The sequence below is a fragment of the Marinobacter sp. genome (assembly GCF_041686475.1).
GTDB lineage: Bacteria > Pseudomonadota > Gammaproteobacteria > Pseudomonadales > Oleiphilaceae > Marinobacter.
On record NZ_JAWLDU010000051.1, the window covers coordinates 1 to 21,066 of the forward strand.

Here is a 21,066-nt window from a genome sequence, read left to right on the forward strand (position 1 = left end):
AAACGGCTTCAGAGCCAACCATGAACCGCCGTGGTACGGAACCGTATGCCCGGTGGTGTGAGAGGACGGGGGAGGCAACTCCCCCTCCTACTCGATTGGGCCCTCCATCCGGCAGAGAATGCGATGGACAATGGCCAATTCCGTGCGGTGGCTCGTATAGCTGTCTGCATCTATTATCAAACAGGAGCACAATGAAATGATCGGATACGTAACCATCGGTGTGAAGGATATGGCGAAGGCCAAGAAGTTCTACCTGGATCTGTTGGGTGACCTAGGCGCGAAGGAACTGCTGGATCTTGGCAGGATCGCATTTATCGGCAAGGACATGAAATCACCGATGCTGGCGGTTTGCACACCGGCGGACGGGCTCGATGCGAACTGTGGTAACGGTAATATGTTCGCCATTCCTCCGGGCTCGAAAGAAGCGGTTGATGCGCATTATCGGCGTGCAATTGAACTGGGCGCCACCAGCGATGGCGAACCTGGCCAGCGTATCCCGAACCAGTTCTATGGCGCCTACGTTCGCGACCCGGATGGCAACAAGCTGGCGTTCTTCCACTTCGGCTAGGCGATCTCGGGAAGGTTCAGGCTGTCCGGGTTAGTTAGCGTTTGCAGGAAGGGCTCTTCTAAAGGGCAACAAAGCAGATGGCTCATTACAAGTACACCTTCACATCGGGTGCTCGTACCTGGCATTTCAGAAGCCTGGCCGATCTTTTGGCAAAGGCAACACCGGCTCGTTCTGGAGACAGGCTTGCCGGTGTCATCGCGGAATCAGCGGAAGAGCGTGTTGTCGCCCAGATGCGCCTTGCAGAGCTGCCGCTCCGGGAGTTTCTCTCCGAGGCGCTGATTCCCTATGAAAAAGACGAGGTAACGCGCCTCATACTGGACACGCACGACCCTGGCGCCTTCGCCGCGGTCGCCCACCTTACGGTAGGGGATTTTCGTAATTGGCTGCTGAGTGATCACGCCACGCAGGAATCGCTGGCGCAACTCCGTGGTGGGCTGACACCGGAAATGGTGGCCGCAGTCAGTAAACTGATGCGTAACCAGGATCTCATCCTCGTTGCCAAGAAATGCCAGATTACAACGGCGTTCCGAAACACCATTGGCCTTCCGGGCCACCTTTCCACACGCCTTCAGCCCAACCATCCCACCGACGACATGTCGGGCATCGCAGCAAGTATTCTGGATGGGTTGTTATATGGAAATGGCGATGCGGTGATCGGCATCAACCCGGCGACGGACAACGTCAGCCAGGCTATCAAGCTGATGAACCTGATGGATGATGTGATCCGCAAATACGACATTCCCACCCAATCCTGTGTGCTTACCCATGTTACCAACACTCTTGAAGCGATAGAGCGAGGCGCGCCCTTAGACCTTGTGTTCCAGTCCGTCGGGGGCACGGAAGCCACCAACAGCAGCTTTGGTTTCAGTCTGTCGACACTGGAGGAGGCGCAGGACGCGGCCCTGTCACTGAAGCGGGGGACGGTGGGCCACAATGTGATGTATTTCGAGACGGGGCAGGGCAGTTCATTATCGGCAGATGCCCACCACGGCATCGATCAGCAGACCTGTGAGGCCAGGGCCTATGCCGTGGCGAGACATTTCAATCCGTTGTTGGTCAATACCGTGGTTGGCTTCATAGGCCCTGAATACCTGTTCGACGGCAAGGAAATCATCCGTGCGGGCCTTGAGGACCACTTCTGCGGCAAGCTTCTAGGTGTGCCCATGGGTTGTGACATCTGTTACACCAATCACGCTGAAGCCGACCAGAACGACATGGACAACCTGCTCACCCTGCTGGGGGTGGCCGGCTGTAACTTCATCATGGGGATACCCGGTTCCGACGACATCATGCTGAATTATCAGACCACGTCTTTCCACGACGCCCTGTACGCACGGCGTGTGCTTGATCTTAAGCCTGCCCCCGAGTTCGAGGAATGGCTGGTGCGGATGAAAATATTCGAGAATGCGGAACGCTATGAGCCGAGCAGGCAGCTACCGGAGCCCTTCCGGGCACCGCTGAAGGCGCTGAAAGGGGAGGCAGGCAATGGGTGAGTCCAGGTCACTCGTTACCGAAAATCCTTGGCGGATGCTGCGGCAGTTCACTGACGCGAGAATCGGGTTGGGGCGAGCCGGGGTCAGCCTTCCCACCAGCGAACTTCTCAAGTTTCAGCTGGCTCACGCCCAGGCCAGGGATGCCGTTCATCTGCCGCTGGATGTGAAGCGCCTGGTAGATGATCTGGAAAAGTCACCGGTGGAATTGCCGGCCAGATCCCCGGTGTTGCTGAAAAGCCAGGCACAGGACCGGGTGACTTACCTCCAGCGCCCGGATCTCGGACGGGCTCTGTCACAGGAGTCACTGCAGTCTCTTGCCGGGCATAAAGGGGGAGACAAGGGCCAGCCTGTTGTGGCCATTGTGATTGTCGATGGCCTCTCCTCGTTCGCTATCCAGAACAGCGCAGAGCCCATGGTCAGTCAGTTTTTTGCAGATCTCGACTGCGAGTCTGCAGGCTGGCAAATTGCGCCCCTGACAATAGTAGAGCAGGGGCGAGTTGCCATAGGCGACGAGATCGGCCAATGCCTTGGAGCCAGTGCGGTGGTCGTGCTGATCGGTGAGCGCCCGGGGCTAAGCTCGCCCGACAGTCTGGGTATTTACGTGACCTGGGCCCCCGAAACCGGTTTACGTGATGCCCGCCGCAACTGCATCTCCAACGTAAGACCCGACGGCCTGAGCTTCGAGCATGCCAGCCAACGCATTGTCTATCTGCTGCATCAAGCGAGAAGGCTGGGGACATCCGGTGTCAGCCTCAAAGACCGCACCGAAGAGGTTGCCATCGAGACAACGGCGAACAAGAGGAATTTTCTGACTGACTGAAAACAGCAAAGCCCGGACCTTTCGGCCCGGGCTTTGTGTAGGGAATTCTGGTCGGGACGGTAGGATTTGAACCTACGACCCCTTGCACCCCATGCAAGTGCGCTACCAAGCTGCGCTACGCCCCGAAACTGCCATTGGCCAAGGAAACTTGAGATAAATCTCAGTGGCTTAGCGGGAGCGAAGTCTACACCAGCCTCTGCAAAAAATAAACATCCTTTCCACATTTCCCCGGGGTATTTCTATTGCAGCTTGGTGTCCCGGAGCTTACGAATAAATTCCGGTGGTTCGAAGCTGTGGGCGTTGGCCTCCGGCCAGTAGATATCGAAGACCCGCTCACCGGTTTCACCTTTTATCAAGGCGCCGGGCTCGAGGAAGGGGAACAGGTCTTTGTAGGAGTGGATTTCGGTTCTGGAGGTGCGGCGAATGATGTGCTCAGGCCCCAGTTCGGAGGGGTGCCTGAGGCCTGATGCAGCCAGCAGATTCATCAGGGCCTCCAGGGTATTCCTGTGGTAGTTGTAAACCCGCTGGCTTTTGTCCCGTACGTCCAGTTTTTCGCTACGTCGGGGGTCCTGGGTGGCAACGCCGCTGGGGCATTTGCCGGTGTGGCAATTCAGGGCCTGGATACACCCCAGCGAAAACATGTAGCCGCGGGCCGCATTACACCAGTCGGCCCCCAGCGCCAGGGTTCTGGCAACGTTGAATGCCGAGGTGATCTTGCCGGCAGCACCTATGGCGATGTCCTCACGCAGATTGGTCCCGACAAGCGTGTTGTGAACCAGCAGCAGGGCCTCTGTCATCGGGGTGCCCAGTCGATTGATAAATTCTAGCGGAGCCGCGCCAGTACCCCCTTCGCCGCCATCAACAACGATGAAGTCCGGTTTCTTGCCCGTTTCCAGCATTGCCTTGACGATGGCAAACCATTCCCAGGGATGGCCGATGGCCAGCTTGAAGCCAACCGGTTTGCCGCCTGACAGTTCCCGCAACCGTTCCAGGAATTCCAGAAGCTCTATCGGAGTGGAAAAGGCTGAGTGGCTGGCGGGTGAAATCACATCCTCACCGGGTTCGACACCCCTTGCCTCGGCAATTTCGGGCGTCACTTTAGCTCCTGGCAGTATGCCGCCATGGCCAGGTTTGGCGCCCTGGGACAGTTTAACCTCTATCATTTTTACCTGCTCAGAGGTGGCATTGCGGGTAAACATCTCCTCGTTGAACGTGCCGTCCTTATGGCGACATCCGAAGTAGCCCGAGCCTATCTCCCAGACCAGATCTCCACCGGGCTCCCGGTGATAGCGGGAAATAGAGCCTTCGCCGGTATCGTGATAGAAACCACCCATTCTGGCACCGGTGTTGAGGCTGAGAATTGCGTTCGCAGAGAGTGACCCAAAGCTCATGGCGGAAATGTTGAACACGCTGGCGCTGTACGGCCTCGCACAGTGTTTACCAATCACGATGCGAAAGTCGGCATCGGTCAGGTCCACCGGCCGCATTGAGTGGTTGATCCATTCGAAGCCCTCGTCATACATGCCCAACTGTGAGCCAAAGGGGCGTTTGTCGAGAATGTTCTTGGCCCGTTGGTAAATAATGGTGCGCTGTTCCCGGGAAAACGGACGCTCTTCAGTGTCTGACTGGATAAAATACTGTCTTATTTCGGGGCCGATGGATTCCAGAAAGTACCGGAAGTGCGCAAGGATCGGGTAGTTGCGGCTCACGGTGCGTTTACTCTGTAACAGATCCCAGGTGCCGAGAGTTGCGAGGGCGCCGAAAATGAATGGCAGAGCGATAAACCAACCCCCGAAGAAAATACCTGCCATAAATGACAGCACAAACCCCGCCACACTCAGTATGTAGACGGTGTAACGGAATGGAATCGTTCGGGTTTTTGCCATTGGGTCCTCTAAGCGGAAAAGCGACAGGTCGTCCAGATGTTATCAGTATTTAATCCGGCATTACGCCCATGCAAGCAAAATCGGTTCAGTCGGTTTTTACCGAACATTGGAATATTGGTCTAAGCTTGAACTTATGGCGTAGGTCAGCCTTCTTTGATGTTTTGAGCTCAAAGCAATAAGATGGCGATCTTGTAACGTTTGCATCCTAATATTGATAAAGATTTACTCAAACAGGAGACTTAAAACGTGGGTGACGTTGTAAAAGACGAATATCAGACGGATTACGTCGCAGGCCAGGATAATATAACTCCTTTCGGCCTGGACCTGCATGCGCCGGTATTTCCGATCACGGCGATACTGGTAGTAGCGTTCGTTATCGGTACGCTGATTTTCCCGGGTGAAGCAAAAGAGCTTCTCGACGGTGCCAAATGGTGGACAATCGCACAATTTGACTGGTTCTTTCTGATCAGTGCCAACATTTTTGTGGTTGTATCTCTCGCCCTTATCTTCCTGCCTGTCGGCAAGATCCGCATTGGCGGAATGGATGCCACGCCCGACTTCTCGACCCTGTCCTGGTTCGCGATGCTGTTCGCAGCCGGCATGGGTATCGGCCTTATGTTCTGGGCTGTCGCTGAGCCGGTCGCCTATTACACCGGGTGGTATGAAACGCCCCTGGGCGTTGAAGCCAATACGCCGGAAGCTGCAAGGCTGGCCATGGGTGCCACGATGTACCACTGGGGCCTGCACCCCTGGGCAATCTATGCGATTGTGGCGTTGTCACTGGCGTTCTTTGCGTACAACAAGAACATGCCGCTGACTATCCGTTCTGCCTTCTTCCCGCTGCTGAAAGACCGTGTGTGGGGCTGGCCTGGCCATGTCATCGATATCCTGGCGGTGGTCGCGACCATTTTCGGCCTGGCGACTTCCCTCGGTTTCGGTGCCCAGCAGGCCGCTGCCGGCCTGGATTACCTGTTCGGGGTATCGTCCGGTATCAACGTGCAAATGGGGATTATTACCGGCGTGACAGCAGCTGCTTTGATATCGGTTCTGCGCGGCCTGGATGGCGGTGTAAAACTGTTGAGTAACATCAACATGTCGTTGGCGGGCCTTCTGCTGTTCTTCATCATTTTTGCCGGCCCCACCATGACTGTCTTCGAGACACTCTGGGTGACCTCTTCCAGCTATGTGGGTAACGCCCTGCAGCTGAGCAACCCGTTCGGCCGCGAAGACGAAGCCTGGTTCCATGGCTGGACAGTCTTCTACTGGGCGTGGTGGATTTCCTGGTCACCGTTCGTTGGTATGTTCATCGCACGGGTTTCCAAGGGCCGTACTGTTCGTGAGTTTGTCACCGCGGTTCTGATTGTCCCGACTGTGATTACTGTAGTCTGGATGAGCGCCTTTGGTGGTTCCGCGCTGGAGCAGATCCAGCAAGGCATTGGTGCCCTTGCCGAGGACGGCCTGACAGAGGTGCCCCTGGCATCGTTCCAGATGCTTGCCAACCTGCCATTTGTGGCGGTCAGCTCCTTTATCGGTATCATCCTTGTGCTGGTCTTCTTCGTGACCTCGTCTGACTCCGGTTCACTGGTAATCGACAGCATTACCGCCGGTGGTAAAACGGATGCACCGACTGCACAGCGTGTATTCTGGGTAGTAGCAGAGGGCGCGATCGCCGCGGCACTGATTTTTGGTGGTGGTGAAGATGCTCTGGGCGCCATCCAGGCGGTCGCCATAACGGCAGGGCTGCCCTTTACTGCAGTATTACTGGTGATGACCTGGGGGCTGCTGAAAGGCCTCAGCCATGAGCGCAAATTGTTGCTTGCAGAAGGCAAGCTCTGATAAGAGCGCGCAATAAAAAAACCGGGGTCTGAACTGACCCCGGTTTTTTTGTGTCTGTAACTGGCTGTTCAGAATTTGGGTGTGAAGGTTTCCATGGCATAGGCAGCCCGATCTTCAGGAGTGAAGTGGGGCTTGCGCATAGATTCAATCTTCCGGAGGCGTGGCAGCAGGCCGCGCCCATTGGCCATCTGTATAGCCAGGCCAGGGCGGGCATTCAATTCCAGGAGCAACGGCCCTTCGTTGACGTCAACAACCAGGTCTACCCCCATGTAGCCCAGGCCGGTGGCCTCGTAGCAACGCGATGCCATCACCAGCATTTCCTGCCAGTCGGCAATCGCGATATTCTCCATCGCCAGCCCTGTATCCGGATGCAGGGAGATGGGGCGATTGAATTGCACCGCATTCAGGCTGCGGCCGTTGGCGATGTTCAGTCCCACGCCAATAGCCCCTTGATGGAGGTTGGCCTTCCCATCCGATGCTGTCGTTGCCAACCGTAGCATGGCCATTACCGGGTAACCCTGAAACACCACGATGCGGATATCCGGCACGCCCTGGAAAGAGTATTTGGCCAACTCGGGAATGGATTCCACAAGACTTTCGACGATGGCAACGTCTGGTGATCCAGCCAGTGAGTAAAGCCCTGCCAGGATGTTTGAAAGGTGTCGTTCAAGATAGGAAGCCGGAACCCGCGCGCCCGACGCCTTGACGAATTCGTCGCCATCGCGTCCGGTTATCACGGTAATGCCCTTGCCACCTGAGCCTTTGGCGGGCTTGATGGCAAAACCACTGAGATCTTCCGCCATTTGCCGGAAGCGGGAGATTTCGTGCTGCTGGCGCACTACCTGTAGCAGTTTGGGTGTGCGGACATCGTATTCGGCCACAACCAGCTTGGTTTTGAGTTTGTTATCGACCAGCGGGTAAGACACGCGGCTGTTGTACCGGGAAATGTAGTCCACATTGCGCCGGTTCATGTTCAGCATTCCAAGCCGATTGAGCTGGAAGGGCGATATCCAGCCCATCAGTCGTACACCTTCATTGGGGTGAAGCGACGAAGTTCAGACAGCTTGTAACCGGTGTACTGCCCCATCAGCAGGATGATGCCCAGCACCACAAGGTGCAACTCGGGGAAGTTGAAAGTCAGGTGGCGTGCCAGCGGCGCACTCATTACAAGGAACGCGCACACGGCCACAAACAGGCTGCCCGAGCCCTGAACGAATACTTCGCGGGCGCCTTCCTCCTCCCAGAGGATGGACATACGCTCTATGGTCCAGGCGATGATCACCATTGGGAAGAAGGTCACCGTCATGCCGGTATTAAAGCCCATCTGGTAGCCGGCAATGCTGAGGCCGGCGGTTATGAAAATAACCAGAATGATGAGCGCCGATATTCGGGACACCAGCAGCAGGTTCAGGCTTGACAGGTAACCGCGCATCAGCAACCCGATGGCAACCACTGAAATAAACGCGATCAACCCGGGAACCAGCGTGGTTTGTACGAAAGCCACGGCAATCAGAATGGGCATGAAGGTGCCGGAGGTTTTTATGCCAACGACGATGCGCATGAAGGCCACAATAAGTGCCCCCAACGGAAGCAGCAGAAGCATTCTGAACATGCCCTGTTCTTCAATGGGCAGCTGGTAAAGGCTGAGGAAGCCAAGGCCATTCTCGGTGGATTGAGCCTGGGCCAGTTGCAGTGCCGGGACTGTTTGCCTCAGCATCGAAAAACTGACTTCGGAATCATCGCCGCCTTCCAGATCAAGCAGGGAAGTAGCTGCCTGGCGCCACAACAGCACATCCTCAGGTAGCCCCTGTTCAGCGGTACGGGGGTTGAAGGTCAGCCATTTGTTGCCGTCGTAGATCTGAAGAAACGGCCGCAGTTGTTGCCGGCGCCTGGCATCTTCCAGGGCCAGCCCATCCGCAGCGCGTGCTGGTATGCCGGCGTGGTTCAGCATCCGGTTGAGCAGTTCAATATAATTGTCGTCGGAAACCAGCAGGGTTGTATTCTGTGCGCCGCCTTCCGGCTGAAGCAACTTGATCAGCTCCCGGGTCATACTTTCCGGTGTGCTGGAGCGGGCGGCCGCCTGTTGAAGCAACTCTTCCACCGCGGTTGCCTGGGGCTCTTCCCAGAAGACCGGTTCCGGTTTCGGGCGCCGCTTGGGATTTTCTGGTCGCACCTGATTGTCGGGTATCAGCTGCACTTTGAAGTAGAGAGTCTGGGGGCCGCTGACGTCACGCTTTGACCATTCAGCCCGGCGTTCACCGGAATCCTCGACAATCGAAAAGCCGTAGCCAGGGGAGGCGGCCTGTTCAGAAATGACACGGAACCCCGGGGGCTGGTCCGGAATATTCATGCTGGCGAGAACAGGATCGCCGGTACCTGTGAAATCAATTCGCGCTTCTACCATCCACACCGGTTTCTGTTCGCCGGTAAACCAGGGAATGTTAAGTTCTACGTGTCGCCAGACAGCTATCGAGATCCCGGCCGCAATCAGCAGAAGAATGGCGAAGAAAAACGGGATGCGGGAGCGGGAAGTCAAGAGTCATCCCCGTTGTCTTCCGTGGGCAGAGATTCCGGCAATTCAGTGGCGAATTCCTTGCCAACATCAATCAGCATCACGTCTCGCAGTATATTGCGCCCGACCAGTACCCGGTGGGACAGGTGCTCGCGGTTTGTCAGCGTAAATTCGGCCTGTTGCCGGTGGTTGCCGATCATGAACTGCAATTCCACCACCACACGCCGTTCGGATTCGTCGGTAGTGGACTGGATGATTTTGACGCGGCGGGAAACTTCCCGTTCAACGGTCACCAGGTCGTCGGACTCGGGTACCGGAACGTCGAAGCGAACCCAGTTTTTGCCGTCCCTCTCAAACCGGGTAATGTTCCTGGCGTCCAGTGACGAGGTTTCAGCACCGCTGTCGATGCGAGCGTCGTAAACCAGCTCCGGACCGACCAGAAGGAACTTTTCAACTTCGCCGACGATGACCTTTCCCTTTAGCCTGTCAGCTCTGCCATCGTTTCCATTCTCGGCTATGGTGCACACGGGCTTTTCAGGCGCAGGTGGGCAGGCCGGTTTCTCCACCTGTTCGGAGATTGCCTGCAGAATGGTTTTTGTGGACTCTTCGTTAACACGGGTCAGTGTCTTGACGCTTTCGTCCGTGCGGTTTTCAAGACTGGAAACCTGTTCGCTCTGCCGGTCGACCGACGTATTAAGGGTTTCGAGATCTTCCTTTTCCACCATGAAGTAGCGATCTGTCGAGCACCCGGATACTAAAAACAGAAAAACGACCGCCGCCGTCAGTTTTCCAAAATCTGAACCCATAAAGAACATCCGAAACCTCTGAACCTGCGGCGTGAATTCTAAAATTCCGGAATACCGTCATAAAGAGTGCCGCAATTAAAGTCATTACCCTGACGGGCAAAGCTATCTCATTCTGAATAGGGAAGTATACAGCAACATAACTGTTCAGAGGATTTACAGATCTTTAACGGCAGGATTATTTATGGTCGGGTGTCCGGGACAGGAAATGATTCTCCGCCAGTACTTCATCAGAGCGTAGAAATTCCTGAACAACCGGAGAGCAGTTAAGGTAAAAAAGCAGTAGTTCCCTCTGCACATCCTGATCCTGGATACGCGAGGCAAAATGGATCATGTCCCGTATCGACTCATCTCCCTGGTTCTGGAAAATCTTGCCATAGCGCTGCTCGAGGATTGCTGTCAGGCTCTCCAGATGAAATTCACCGGTATGGGTCATGTGGGGCAGTACGCGGAATTCGCCCTGATCGCCCTGCAGCCGACCCTGGTATTGTTCCTCGGGCCAGGCAGAGGGCGCCAGTTCCGATCCCAGTTTTTTCCAGAGCTCTTTCAGCATGCCGATTTCCTGTCCTTTGCACTGCCAAGGGGCCTTGGTTCCGGATATGAACTGTCCGTTTTTCGGCACTCGGGGCCTGTTTACCCTTTTAGATGACATTATGGACCGAGTCCAGAGGTGGATGCATCCCACTGACATTTTTGCCAAGCAGTCGATTGCCGGGCCGGGAGGTAACAGATATCCGACTGGGTAATGCGTAAAAAGGTTCCGTTAATACGGTAAACTGTTGGTGTATTGTCATTTTCAAGAAACGACTCGAGGAGATCGGGGTGCCTGAGGCTGTTATTGCTGTTCTGGAAAACCAGCCGGAAACCGTTTTGCTGCTGGTAACGCTGGTCCTGATGCTATGCCTGTTGACGTTCCTGGTGGTAAAAGGCAACCGCACCACCGAGAGCTGGCGGCAACGGGCCGCGACACTGGATAACCAGGTGGCCGGGCTGGAGTCTGAAAGCCGGTCGCGGCTGGAACGCATTGAACAGCTGGAGAGCGAGAGAGCGTCCCAGCAACGGCGGGCCGATGAGCTGTCCAGGCAGCTCAGCGACGCAAAGGTTGCGTTGCGAGAGCAGGAAGTCACTCTGGACAAGGAGCGCCGTGCAACCACGGAAAAACTGGAACTGCTGGAGCGTAACCGTGACGCGCTGAAGCAGGAATTCGAGAACCTTGCCAACCGGATTTTCGAGCAGAAAAGTGAGCGCTTCAGCCAGCAGACCCGCACCAGTATTGATACCCTGCTGAATCCATTCCGGGACCAGTTGCAGGATTTTCGCAAGCGGGTGGAAGATGTCTATACCAGTGAAACCCGTGACCGCCAGGCCTTGAGGAGCGAGATAAAGTCACTTCAGGAATTGAATCGCCAGATTACCGAAGAAGCCTCCAACCTCACCAGGGCGCTCAAGGGCGATAAAAAGATTCAGGGCAACTGGGGCGAACTGATTCTTGAGCGGGTGCTGGAACGTTCGGGCCTGCGCAAGGGTATCGAATACGAAACCCAGGGCAGTTACCGTGATGACGATAACCAGTTATTACGGCCGGATGTCATAGTGCATCTGCCTGACAAGCGTAACCTGGTGGTGGATTCAAAGGTGTCACTGCTGGCCTACCAGCAATGGGCAACGGAAGAAGATGAAGCCGCCAGGGAAGAAGCGCTGAAGCAGCACGTGGAAGCTGTGCGCAATCATATCCGCACGCTGAGCGAAAAGGATTACAGCCAGCTCCACGGCTTGCACTCTCCGGATTTTGTATTCCTGTTCATGCCCATCGAGCCGGCATTCGTGGCGGCATTTCAGCAGGACGAGAACCTATTCGCAGAAGCATTTGAGCGAAAGATTATTGTAGTTACACCAACGACGTTACTGGCCACGCTACGCACAATCGAGAACATCTGGCGCTATGAGCGCCAGAGCCAGAATGCACGGCGGATTGCAGACAGGGCCGGTGCGGTCTACGACAAGCTGCGTGTGTTTGTAGAGGCCATGGAAAAACTCGGCAGCCAGTTGCACACCGCCCAGGGCACCTACGACTCTGCGATGAGCACCCTTACCCGTGGACGGGGGAATCTGATCTCCCAGGCCAATCGCTTTGTGGAGTTGGGTGTTCGTGTTAAAAAAGAACTTCCCAAAGCCATTATGGATCAGGCAGAAGTGGACGCCGAAGATGCCGCCCGGGATAACCAGAAGGAATAGATGGAATGGTGAAGATAAACCGAGTCGGGCGCAGATCAGTTTGTGGCCTTGTACTGGCATCGCTGCTGATGACGGGGCAGGTTGGGGCTTTGGAGCCGGAGCACGAAATTCGCCGCCTGATGTTGGCAACCGATGAGGCCGTCAGCGGAGAAAACTGGGGCGAGGCGGGCGAATATCTGAACCGGCTTCAGCAACTGGAAGGCGACAAACCGGACGATTATTTCTTCTTCCGCGGCCGGGTGATGCTGGAGTCCGGCCACTTTAACGAGTCACGGGCAGCGCTGGAAAAGTACGTCAGCGAAGCGGGTGCCGAGGGCGAGCACTACAACGAAGCACTGAAACTGATCACCCGCGTTGAAAAGGCCCGCAAGCAAGAGGGCACCCGGTCAAGCAGCAGCCAGAACGACAGTGAACCCGTTGCCATCATCGAACCGGCCGGCGACCAGTCGCTGGAGAGGCTCAAGCAACTGTATCTGGTGGAATCCGATGCGCAGGCGCTGCTAATTCACGCCAATACCCTTCTCGGCGCCGCGGGATGGCGAGCCGACCAGCGAATTGTAAGGCTGGACCAGCCCGCCGACATTGCCTACAAGCTCGACCGGCGTAACGATGTGATCACAATTCAGGAATCCCGGCGTGAGGACGACGACCGGGTAGTCCGGGAGACTGAGTCGTTGGGTGTGTTCGGGGTGAACCCGCAGATCGAGTGGAATTGCGAGAGCTCAACCGCCAGTTGCTGGGTATACGATCCCCGGGATGGTTCACGCCTGATGCAATTGAGCCAGGACCGTGAGCGGGCCGAAGAAATCGCCCGCACGCTTGGCCGCCTTATAAAGACGATGCAGGGTGGTGGTCAGTCCGGTAACTGACCCCGCTCACCCTCCCGGTAAGCGCCTGGGGTCACGCCCGTCCACTTCTTGAAAGCACGATGGAAGGTGGACGGTTCGGTGAAGCCTACGCGAAAGGCGATGTCGTTAATCGGCAAATCCGGTCGTGACAGGTAGTAGATGGCCATATCCCGCCTGAGCAGATCCTTGATCTCCTGAAACGACGTGTTTTCCAGCTTTAATCTCCGTCGCAGGGTCTGTGGACTGGTGTGGAGCTCTGCGGCAATCCATTCGAAATCCGGCAGGGAGCGGGTAAAGTCCCGGCCAATCAGCGCGCGGATGCGGCCAGTAAACGTATTGCTCTCATCCGGGCGCGACAGCAGGTCCGCTGGCGATGTTTTCAGGAACTGGCGCATTTCGGGTTTGTCGCGGATGACCGGCGCCTGCAGAAAGCGCCTGTCGAACGTCAGGGCGGTTTCATTGGCCTCGAATGACAGGGGGCAGTGGAAAATGTGCCGGTACTCATCGCCGTGGGGCGGACGGGGATAGCTGAACTCTGCCTTGAGCAGTTCCACCGGTTGCCCGATCAGCCAGCTGCCAAGCCGGTGCCAGATCACCAGGATGCTTTCCCGGAAAAAATACATCGGGTCGTCGATTTCACCTTCGATAGCCGTTACCAGCCGAGCGGTTTTGTTATCCACCTCCAGCTTCATCGCCACCATGGGTTCGAACAGGCGGCAGAACTCGAACGCCTGGCGGTAAACCGCTTCCAGATTGGGGCAGTCGATGACCAGCGCACACATGGTGGCAAACGTGCCGGTACGGCAGCGCCGCGGCCCCAGCCCCATGAACTCGTCTTCCATTGCGTTCCAAACAGCCTGCAGCAGGCGGCTATACTGGGTGCTGCTTACCCTCGCCATTTCAATCTTCAGCAGGTCCGGTGAAATACCGGCTTCGGTGAGCAGGGAGCGGGTATCAAAACCGGCCTTCTCGGCACCAATCAGTGCGGCCTCTACGAAGTGTCTGGAAACGGTGAGTTCCGACATGTCATCCTTTATCCTTATTTGAATGAAGCCCATCATAAAACCCCATGCTTACAATGCAACCATAAGGAGATTTGCATGCCCGGCCCGCTTAGCCAACTCAAGGTTCTGGATTTCAGCACACTATTGCCCGGCCCCTATGCCACCATGCTGCTGGCGGATATGGGCGCTGACGTCCTGAGGGTGGAGGCCCCTGACCGGCTGGACCTCACCCGGGTGATGCCGCCCCTCGAAGATGGCGTCAGCACCGCACACACCTTCCTCAATCGCGGCAAACGCTCGCTGGGGCTGGATCTTAAAAAAGAGGGCAGTGCGGACACCATCAAACGCCTGGTGAAGGACTACGACGTTGTGATCGAACAGTTCCGCCCGGGCGTTATGGACAGGCTGGGCATTGGTTACGACACCCTGAAAGCCATCAACCCTAACCTCATCTACTGCGCCATCACCGGCTACGGCCAGACCGGCCCCTACAAGGATCGCGCTGGCCACGACATCAACTACCTCTCGTTAGCTGGTGTGTCGAGCCACTGTGGTCGCAAAGAGTCCGGTCCACCTCCGATGGGTATCCAGATAGCCGACGTGGCAGGGGGCTCCCACCATGCAGTCATGGGCATCCTGGCGGCAGTGATTCATCGCCAGCAAACCGGGGAAGGGCAGTATATCGATATCAGCATGACTGATGCCGCCTTCGCCATGAACGGCATGGCCGGGGCCGCCGCCCTGGCGGGAGGCCAGGAACAGAAACCGGAGAGCTCCATGCTCAACGGCGGCACCTTCTACGACTACTACCAGACCAGCGACGGCCGCTGGATCTCGGTTGGCAGCCTGGAACCACAGTTCTCGGGCCGGTTATGCGATGCCCTCGACATTCCCGAAATGAAAAGCTTTGCCTTGAGCCAGAACCCCGAACACCAGCAAACCGTCCGTGAGGCACTGAAAGCGGTCCTGGCCCAGAAAACCCTGGCAGAGTGGCAGGAGGTGTTTGCGGGCACGGATGCCTGTGTGGAACCGGTACTGACGATTACCGAAGCTGCCGAGCATCCACAGATGCAGGCTCGCAACATGGTTATCGAAGTGGCCAAAGAAGGCGGCGGTCACCAGAGGCAGATCGGTCACCCGATCAAGTTCAGTGCAACGCCCTGTGAGACCGGCTACACCGGTCGCACCTTGGGTGCGGATAATGACAATATCCAGTACTGATTTGCGTCATACGGGAAAGAAATGAATTTGAAATCAGTGCTTAGCGCTTTATAAGTTTGTCTGCTAATTTGTGAGAGTGAGTCAGTTTTGGCTCATCAATAACAATCACAATGGACAAACAACTATGACATTGCTTCGCAAACCTTTCAGGGGCGCTGGTAAAGGCGCATTGAAAGCTGCTGGAGTGGCGCTGGCCAGCGGTTTTCTGATAACGGGATGTTTCGACGGTAGCAGCAGCTCTTCAGATTCTGATAGTGCAGTTAACGAGCAGCTCTTCCCGGCAGACGGCAAATTTGAGGCGACTATAAGGAGAACGACTAACGGGATTCCGCATATTAAGGCGGACAACCTTGCTTCGGCGGCTTTTGGACATGGCTATGCGCAGGCTCAGGATAATGTGTGTCTGCTGGCCGAGGCCATCGTTAAGGCCAGAAGTGAAAGAGCCAAGTATTTTGGCCCCGGCAATAACAGCATCAATATCATCAACGACTTCAGCTATAAGGCCCAGGATATTCTTAGTGGCGCCAAGGCTGAATTTTCGCAACTGAGCGAAGAGAGTCGTGCCATGGTTGAGGGTTTTACGGCAGGCTATAACCGTTACGTCAGCGAAACAGATCCTGGAGCCCTGCCTGCAGAATGCCGTGACCAACCATGGGTCAAGGAGATCGAGCCGACTGATCTACTGGCGCACTATCGAATCGTTGGCCAGTTTGCCAGTGGCGCGCAGTTTGCCACGGGTGTGGTGTTTGCTGCGGTGCCACCGAATGGAGAGAATGTCGACCCGGTTGTGGCTCAGTCGACAACAAATACGGGTGAATCGACTATCGACACCTTGCAAGTTGCCGAGGCAGCACGCCAGAACGCTCGCAGGATCGACAACTTTGCAGACATGGGGCTGGCCAGTAACGCATGGGGTATTGGCTCCGAACTGACGGAGAACGGGAAAGGCGCACTGCTCGCCAATCCGCATTTCCCTTATACCGGTCACAGGCGTCTCTATCAGGCTCAGTTGACCGTTCCAGGCTACCTGAACGTCAATGGCGCAGGCCTTATCGGCACAGCCATCCCGCTGATCAACTTTAACGAAAATCTGGCCTGGTCCCACACCGTGACCACCAGCCGGCGCTTTACCTGGTATGAGCTGGAGCTAAAGCCAGGTGACCCGCTCACTTATATTAAGGATGGCGTCGAAAAACCGATTACCTCCAAAACCTTCCAGATTGAAGTAAACATGGGTGGCCCCGAGCCGGTTGTTCTTGAAAGGACTTTCTGGTTCTCCGAATACGGCCCGATGCTTGCGGCCAATGAGGCTAACGAGGCCTTCCCGGCATGGGGCGGCACCGGCCTCGTGAACGGTGAGCCAGCCGCCTACACCTACCGCGATGCCAACGCAAATACGTCCGGATTGCTGGATACGTGGCTGGGCATGAGCCGTGCAAACAACCTGGAGGAATTCAAGGATGTATTTCGTCAGTGTGGTACCACCCTGTGGACGAATAGTACATACACGGACGACCAGGGCAACGCCTATTATATCGACAGCAGTTCTGTCCCCAATTTATCGGAGGCAGCTCTTGCCGTTCTAAATCTGAAGCGGACGGTTGATTCTGGTTTTAACGACCTGTTTGAAGCCGGTGTTACTCTGCTGGATGGATCAAAATCTCGCGACGACTGGGTTGAGGGCGAATGCGCAGGTCTGGTGCCGTTTGAGGATAAGCCCCAGTTGGAGCGTACAGACTGGGTACAGAACTCTAACAGCAGCCACTGGTCCACGAACCCGGATGAGTTCCTGACGGGTTTCTCGCCACTGTTTGGCCTTGAAAACGCGCCAATCAATCCGCGTACGAGACTTGGAATCAAGATGCTACGAAATCCGACCGATCCGGGCCTCGACCCGAATACTCCACCGCCCGCCGGACATGATGGTAAATTCAGCGCACAGGATCTCATCGCTACTATCTGGAACAATCGCGCCTGGTACGCAGAACAGTTTCTGCCGGAACTGCGAGAGCGTTGCGATCTGATATCTGATCCGGTCAATGTGCCCCAGGGACTGTTGCCGTCTGATCCTGAGGTGCTATCACCTGGATCGCAGGATGTGACTGCAGGTTGTGATGCGCTGGACGGTTGGAACGGGACATATGATCTGACCAGTACTGGAGCCCACCTGTTCCGGGCCTTTATTGACATATACAATCGCAGCTTTCCGGATGACCTCGATACGGAATTCGATCCCGAAGACCCGGTCAATACGCCGGCCGACCCATCAGCAATCGGGCGCGGTACCGTTGACGATGCAATGCTCCAGTCCCTCGCTGCCGCCATGGTGCTTCTTGAGGATGCAGGTATCCGTCTGGATAGCCAGTTGAGTGAAGTGCAATACTATCAGCCCAGTGGCGGTATTCCGCCGGGCGGTGATCGCACAAGTGCAGAAGCACTCTCTGGCAGAATTCCCTGGCACGGTGGCGATGGCAATGTGGAGGGCGCATTCAACGCTATTGGTGTTGTCGATAGCAACTTTGCGGAAGATACCCGGATTCCCAGGGTTAACACCCCTGAATACGTTGGTGTTACCGATCCCCCAGAGGAAGCGGAGTTCCGCTTTGCAGGTGGACTGTCTGCTAATGACACTGAAGGCTGGCTCATCGCCCGTGGCACAAGCTGGCATTTCGGGTTGGAGTTCACGGATGAGGGGCCACAGGCTTATGGCCTGACCAGCTATTCCCAGTCCTCAGATGCGGATTCGGACTTCTTTATGGGTCAGAGCATGCGCTACTCACAGAAAGATGCGAGAAAGCTGTTTTTTACAGAGGATGAGATCGAGCAAAACCTCCTGAGTAATGGTGTAACGACCATCAGAAACTGATGGGGCAGCATTACTCGATAACGTAGTTGCCACATTGTAGGCAGTGCCCCCGGAGCTTCGGCCCGGGGTTTTTTATGCGTTTGAAATTTGTAGGAACACCGACTGGGAAGCGCCGGATCGTTGTCCAGGGATAACTTCTAGACGGTGAGCGAGGTCGTTGGTGTCACTATTATCAGTTAAGCATCTGGCCGGCGTAGCGACGTGAAACACTCACCTGACAGAAACGGGAGGAAAGGGTAAGTAATGGGCCGGCTACGGTAGCAGTGCTCTTTGCGTTGGACAATGCCACTCGCATTGCATCTGGCATGGAACCCGGTTTTACCCGGGGTAGCGACACAGTCAAGGGTGCTTTTTCAGTGCTATTGGATTGGAACTGTGGGACATAAAAAAAGCCGCCATCAGGGATGGCGGCTTGATTAGAAAGTTAACTTACTCTGGCGTTTGTGACGACTGGATCAACAAAAGCGTTTGCTGAACCATCGTTCCAAAAGTTGCTTCTGCATTAGGACCAGACACTATGACCTCTCCCCCGGTGGCAAACGTGCGATCTTTAAGCACGTCACCAGCTTCTGCTTCCTCTTCCTGCGGCAACACCGGCGTGCCATGCACGCCTTCTTCGTAGCGCGTGATCATCGGTGTATCCAGCGGAATGTCAGTTGGTATCGCGCCCATTACCGCAGCCAGAGCTTCAGAGCCAGACAGCGGCGCTTCCGGTGACCGAACGGTGAGACCGTTGGGGAACGTGATATTCAGCGGCCCCTTGTCGTCGCCGTAGCGAGTATCCGCAGCATTCGGCGTGGTGCGATCGCCTTCAACCTGCGCCAGAACCGTGTTTGAAACAGCCAGTTCATTGGCAAAGTTGATTGGATCTACCGAATCCAGGCTTGCCTGATTCACGTTCAGGAAGGTTTCAAGATCCGCATCGCCTTGGGTCAGTCCGGCTGCTCGCTGCAACCCACCGAGAATGGTTGGGGCAAAGCTGGGTGAGTTCTCAAGCAGACGAGTGGTTCCCGCTACTGGAGTGAGCAGGTGTGCGCCTGAAACGAACAGATCTTCATTTCCGCTTACAGCAGCCGCACCAACAAACGCGCCGCCATTCAGGGTGCCGAGTGAGTGGCCAATGAAGGTGACACCCGTTCCAGCAACACCCGGCAGGTTGTTTACAGTGGCCGTCAGGTTCATGAGATCTACAGAGCCCTGGCGAAGCACGTCACGGTTGTTCATGAAGTTGGTCAGGTTAATGAACAGGGAGCCCGAACTGCCCACGCCCTCTTCAAAGTCCATTGCAACCGGGTTGCCGTCTGCTCCGGCGGTGAAGCCGTAGTGGCGCTCATTCACTCCCTCAACAACCCCCGTTGCAGTGCTTGCCGGCGCCAGGCCCGGAATGGTGCTGCCTGCGTATCTAACTGTCTTTAGGAGAACAGCTGCCGTTGTCTCAAATCCGGGGGCTCCGGTAATCAGGCCTGGTGCTTCTAACTCAGCTTCAACTGCTTCTACCTGAGTTGTAAAGCTCGCCACTGGATCGTCCGCAGAAAGAGAGGCTATGGCGCCCGGCGCAAGGGTATCTGCGACTGACTCTGCTTGCGCCTTGATATTGGCTGCAGCGTCTGGGTTTGCTTCTTCAAGGTCATCAATACTGTCGAAACCGTCAGGCAGCAAGGCATTTATGACGGCTGCTTCGATCAGGCTCTTCGACGTCTCAAGCTGCTGTTCGTCAGAAAAAGGTGAAACCCCGTGGAGAGGTTGATCGATTGCAAAGACTGCCAAGTTTACAGACGGGTCAAGAGCTTGAGCGGCAGCAACCAATTGAGTTCCGAATGCCAACGCTGCGCTTCTGTCCGTGGTAATACCATGTTGGAAGATAACTGGAATGAGTTCAGCTTCGTCGTTTAGCGGGTCCAGCCCAGCCGGAGTGATCACAAGCATTGGAACGTCGACTTCACCTTCCAGTTTCGGGAACGGGAAGTTGTAGTTGAGTACCTCGCTTACATCAGGATCTTCTTGGGGGATCGTTGCATCGAGAGCTTCGCCAAGCAGGCCGGCTACGGGCACGTCCGGGCGCCAGCTTTTGGTCCGGATCGTCGAGGTTTCACCCGTCTGGGTTTCATCAGGCACAGCAATATACTGCGGCAGGGAGATAGAACCCTGGTGTACATCCACTTGGCCAGGTTCGATATCCAGCGACGAGAGCACTGCAGAAACTGAGAGAGCGTCATCAGTCTGTGGAAGGTCAATGTCGCGAACTGATGGTTGTGGGAAAGATTGGCCTTGACTCGCCAAGAGCGGATCTAGTGAAGCTTGTTTGGCTAACGTACCTGCGCAGACAAACTTATCTGCAAAGCCCAGGAAAGGAGAGGTATCGCAATCTTCCAAGCCCTCATTGTCGAGCTCAACACTGGGTTTAAAGCTTGAGAGTGCGCCAGTGACTGCCGCAAATACATCACCAAAACCATCTGCACCGCCTTCGATAGCTGCTTCCGCAGCACCAACGCTCACCGAGCGTCTCAGCTGGTCTGCTACCCAGTTCGCTGGGTTTGCAATGTGGCTCAGGACCTTCTTGTCCTCACTCGTAGTAAAACTGTACGACAGTGCAATATTCTCTTTCGACAGCGCCGGTAAGCCCAGTGCTTCGCGGGAGCTGTTTGTCACGGCGAAATAGTTGTTGCTGACCTCTTCCCAGAATCCGGCAATCAGACTTTGCACTGGATCCAGGGCGCTGTTGCCGTTGGGATTATCCGCCTCCTTGAGATTCTGGTAGGAAGGGGATCCAACAATTGGTTCACCACTGACATCGGTTACGCCATCAGTTACCACAACAATATATCGGCTGAGCGGATCAAGCGGTGTGTTCGGGCGAACCCGGAGTGCCGAATCGCCTTCCAACTCGATGACATCATGATCAAAGGTGGGCTTCTGGCCCAGTTGTGAGATGTAATCAATCGCTTCAGTCTGATCTCTATCGTCCAGGTCCGTC

General features: G+C 55.8%; 15 protein-coding genes and 1 tRNA gene. 8 read left to right on the top strand and 8 right to left on the bottom strand.

Features of this window, described 5'->3' with window-relative positions; genetic code table 11:
• Nucleotides 1-196: 196 nt before the first annotated feature.
• From ACESMB_RS11665 to eutC, 3 genes are all read left to right on the top strand, one after another.
• Nucleotides 197-568 (top strand): VOC family protein, encoded by a 372-nt coding sequence (locus ACESMB_RS11665; protein ID WP_372926996.1) that lies wholly within the window; start codon nt 197-199, stop codon nt 566-568.
• A gap of 77 nt (nt 569-645) precedes the next feature.
• The gene (locus tag ACESMB_RS11670; RefSeq protein ID WP_372971598.1) at nt 646-2,061 is read left to right on the top strand and encodes an ethanolamine ammonia-lyase subunit EutB; all 1,416 of its coding nucleotides are present in this window, start codon (nt 646-648) and stop codon (nt 2,059-2,061) included.
• On the top strand, nt 2,054-2,881 hold the full coding sequence (gene eutC / locus ACESMB_RS11675; protein WP_372971599.1) for an ethanolamine ammonia-lyase subunit EutC: 828 nt from the start codon (nt 2,054-2,056) through the stop codon (nt 2,879-2,881). Before ACESMB_RS11670 ends, eutC begins: the two co-directional genes overlap by 8 nt.
• Before the next feature lie 48 nt (nt 2,882-2,929).
• Here the strand turns inward: eutC and ACESMB_RS11680 are convergent.
• Together ACESMB_RS11680 and ACESMB_RS11685 are read right to left on the bottom strand one after the other, a co-directional pair.
• Nucleotides 2,930-3,006: transfer RNA gene (locus ACESMB_RS11680), tRNA-Pro, on the bottom strand.
• Between the two features lie 114 nt (nt 3,007-3,120).
• Complete coding sequence (locus ACESMB_RS11685; RefSeq protein WP_372971600.1) at nt 3,121-4,767, bottom strand: FMN-binding glutamate synthase family protein; 1,647 nt, start codon at nt 4,765-4,767, stop codon at nt 3,121-3,123.
• Nucleotides 4,768-5,013: 246 nt separating this feature from the next.
• On the opposite strand from ACESMB_RS11685, the gene ACESMB_RS11690 reads away from it, so the two are divergent.
• Nucleotides 5,014-6,603, top strand: coding sequence for a BCCT family transporter (locus ACESMB_RS11690; protein ID WP_372926991.1), 1,590 nt, complete (start codon nt 5,014-5,016; stop codon nt 6,601-6,603).
• A gap of 68 nt (nt 6,604-6,671) precedes the next feature.
• On the opposite strand, the gene ACESMB_RS11695 is transcribed toward ACESMB_RS11690, so the two are convergent.
• From ACESMB_RS11695 to ACESMB_RS11710, 4 genes are all read right to left on the bottom strand, one after another.
• On the bottom strand, nt 6,672-7,622 hold the full coding sequence (locus ACESMB_RS11695) for an alpha-L-glutamate ligase-like protein (RefSeq protein WP_372926990.1): 951 nt from the start codon (nt 7,620-7,622) through the stop codon (nt 6,672-6,674).
• A complete protein-coding gene (locus ACESMB_RS11700; protein WP_372926989.1) occupies nt 7,622-9,139 on the bottom strand; it encodes an inactive transglutaminase family protein in 1,518 nt (505 codons plus the stop codon). The genes ACESMB_RS11695 and ACESMB_RS11700 overlap by 1 nt, the downstream gene beginning before the upstream one ends.
• A complete protein-coding gene (locus ACESMB_RS11705; RefSeq protein WP_372926987.1) occupies nt 9,136-9,921 on the bottom strand; it encodes an ATP-dependent zinc protease in 786 nt (261 codons plus the stop codon). Before ACESMB_RS11705 ends, ACESMB_RS11700 begins: the two co-directional genes overlap by 4 nt.
• Nucleotides 9,922-10,096: 175 nt before the next feature.
• A complete protein-coding gene (locus ACESMB_RS11710) occupies nt 10,097-10,471 on the bottom strand; it encodes a hypothetical protein (protein WP_372971601.1) in 375 nt (124 codons plus the stop codon).
• Between the two features lie 341 nt (nt 10,472-10,812).
• On the opposite strand from ACESMB_RS11710, the gene rmuC reads away from it, so the two are divergent.
• A complete protein-coding gene (rmuC, locus tag ACESMB_RS11715) occupies nt 10,813-12,153 on the top strand; it encodes a DNA recombination protein RmuC (protein WP_372971606.1) in 1,341 nt (446 codons plus the stop codon).
• Nucleotides 12,154-12,158: 5 nt separating this feature from the next.
• The gene (locus ACESMB_RS11720) at nt 12,159-13,022 is read left to right on the top strand and encodes a hypothetical protein (RefSeq protein ID WP_372926985.1); all 864 of its coding nucleotides are present in this window, start codon (nt 12,159-12,161) and stop codon (nt 13,020-13,022) included.
• Here the strand turns inward: ACESMB_RS11720 and ACESMB_RS11725 are convergent.
• Entirely contained in the window at nt 13,007-14,026 is a 1,020-nt protein-coding gene (locus ACESMB_RS11725; RefSeq protein WP_372971602.1) for an AraC family transcriptional regulator, read from the bottom strand. The two genes, ACESMB_RS11720 and ACESMB_RS11725, sit on opposite strands and share 16 nt — an antisense overlap.
• Nucleotides 14,027-14,101: 75 nt before the next feature.
• Here ACESMB_RS11725 and ACESMB_RS11730 point away from each other — a divergent pair, with 75 nt between their 5' ends.
• Both ACESMB_RS11730 and ACESMB_RS11735 read left to right on the top strand, forming a co-directional pair.
• Nucleotides 14,102-15,226 (top strand): CaiB/BaiF CoA transferase family protein, encoded by a 1,125-nt coding sequence (locus ACESMB_RS11730; protein ID WP_372971603.1) that lies wholly within the window; start codon nt 14,102-14,104, stop codon nt 15,224-15,226.
• Nucleotides 15,227-15,302: 76 nt separating this feature from the next.
• Nucleotides 15,303-18,092, top strand: a complete 2,790-nt coding sequence (locus ACESMB_RS11735) for a penicillin acylase family protein (protein ID WP_372971604.1) — start codon at nt 15,303-15,305, stop codon at nt 18,090-18,092.
• Between the two features lie 429 nt (nt 18,093-18,521).
• Here ACESMB_RS11735 and ACESMB_RS11740 read toward each other — a convergent pair.
• Nucleotides 18,522-21,066: hypothetical protein (locus ACESMB_RS11740; protein ID WP_372971605.1), on the bottom strand; the 2,545-nt coding region annotated here is incomplete at its 5' end.

What these genes read in the sequence shown, in the direction of transcription:
- ACESMB_RS11730 (WP_372971603.1), top strand. Translation starts at nt 14,102, where the DNA reads ATGCCCGGCCCGCTTAGCCAACTCAAGGTTCTGGATTTCAGCACACTA.
- ACESMB_RS11685 (WP_372971600.1), bottom strand. Translation starts at nt 4,767, where the DNA reads ATGGCAAAAACCCGAACGATTCCATTCCGTTACACCGTCTACATACTG.
- ACESMB_RS11710 (WP_372971601.1), bottom strand. Translation starts at nt 10,471, where the DNA reads ATGCTGAAAGAGCTCTGGAAAAAACTGGGATCGGAACTGGCGCCCTCT.
- eutC (WP_372971599.1), top strand. Translation starts at nt 2,054, where the DNA reads ATGGGTGAGTCCAGGTCACTCGTTACCGAAAATCCTTGGCGGATGCTG.
- ACESMB_RS11720 (WP_372926985.1), top strand. Translation starts at nt 12,159, where the DNA reads ATGGTGAAGATAAACCGAGTCGGGCGCAGATCAGTTTGTGGCCTTGTA.
- ACESMB_RS11705 (WP_372926987.1), bottom strand. Translation starts at nt 9,921, where the DNA reads ATGGGTTCAGATTTTGGAAAACTGACGGCGGCGGTCGTTTTTCTGTTT.
- ACESMB_RS11725 (WP_372971602.1), bottom strand. Translation starts at nt 14,026, where the DNA reads ATGTCGGAACTCACCGTTTCCAGACACTTCGTAGAGGCCGCACTGATT.
- ACESMB_RS11695 (WP_372926990.1), bottom strand. Translation starts at nt 7,622, where the DNA reads ATGGGCTGGATATCGCCCTTCCAGCTCAATCGGCTTGGAATGCTGAAC.
- ACESMB_RS11665 (WP_372926996.1), top strand. Translation starts at nt 197, where the DNA reads ATGATCGGATACGTAACCATCGGTGTGAAGGATATGGCGAAGGCCAAG.
- rmuC (WP_372971606.1), top strand. Translation starts at nt 10,813, where the DNA reads ATGCTATGCCTGTTGACGTTCCTGGTGGTAAAAGGCAACCGCACCACC.
- ACESMB_RS11670 (WP_372971598.1), top strand. Translation starts at nt 646, where the DNA reads ATGGCTCATTACAAGTACACCTTCACATCGGGTGCTCGTACCTGGCAT.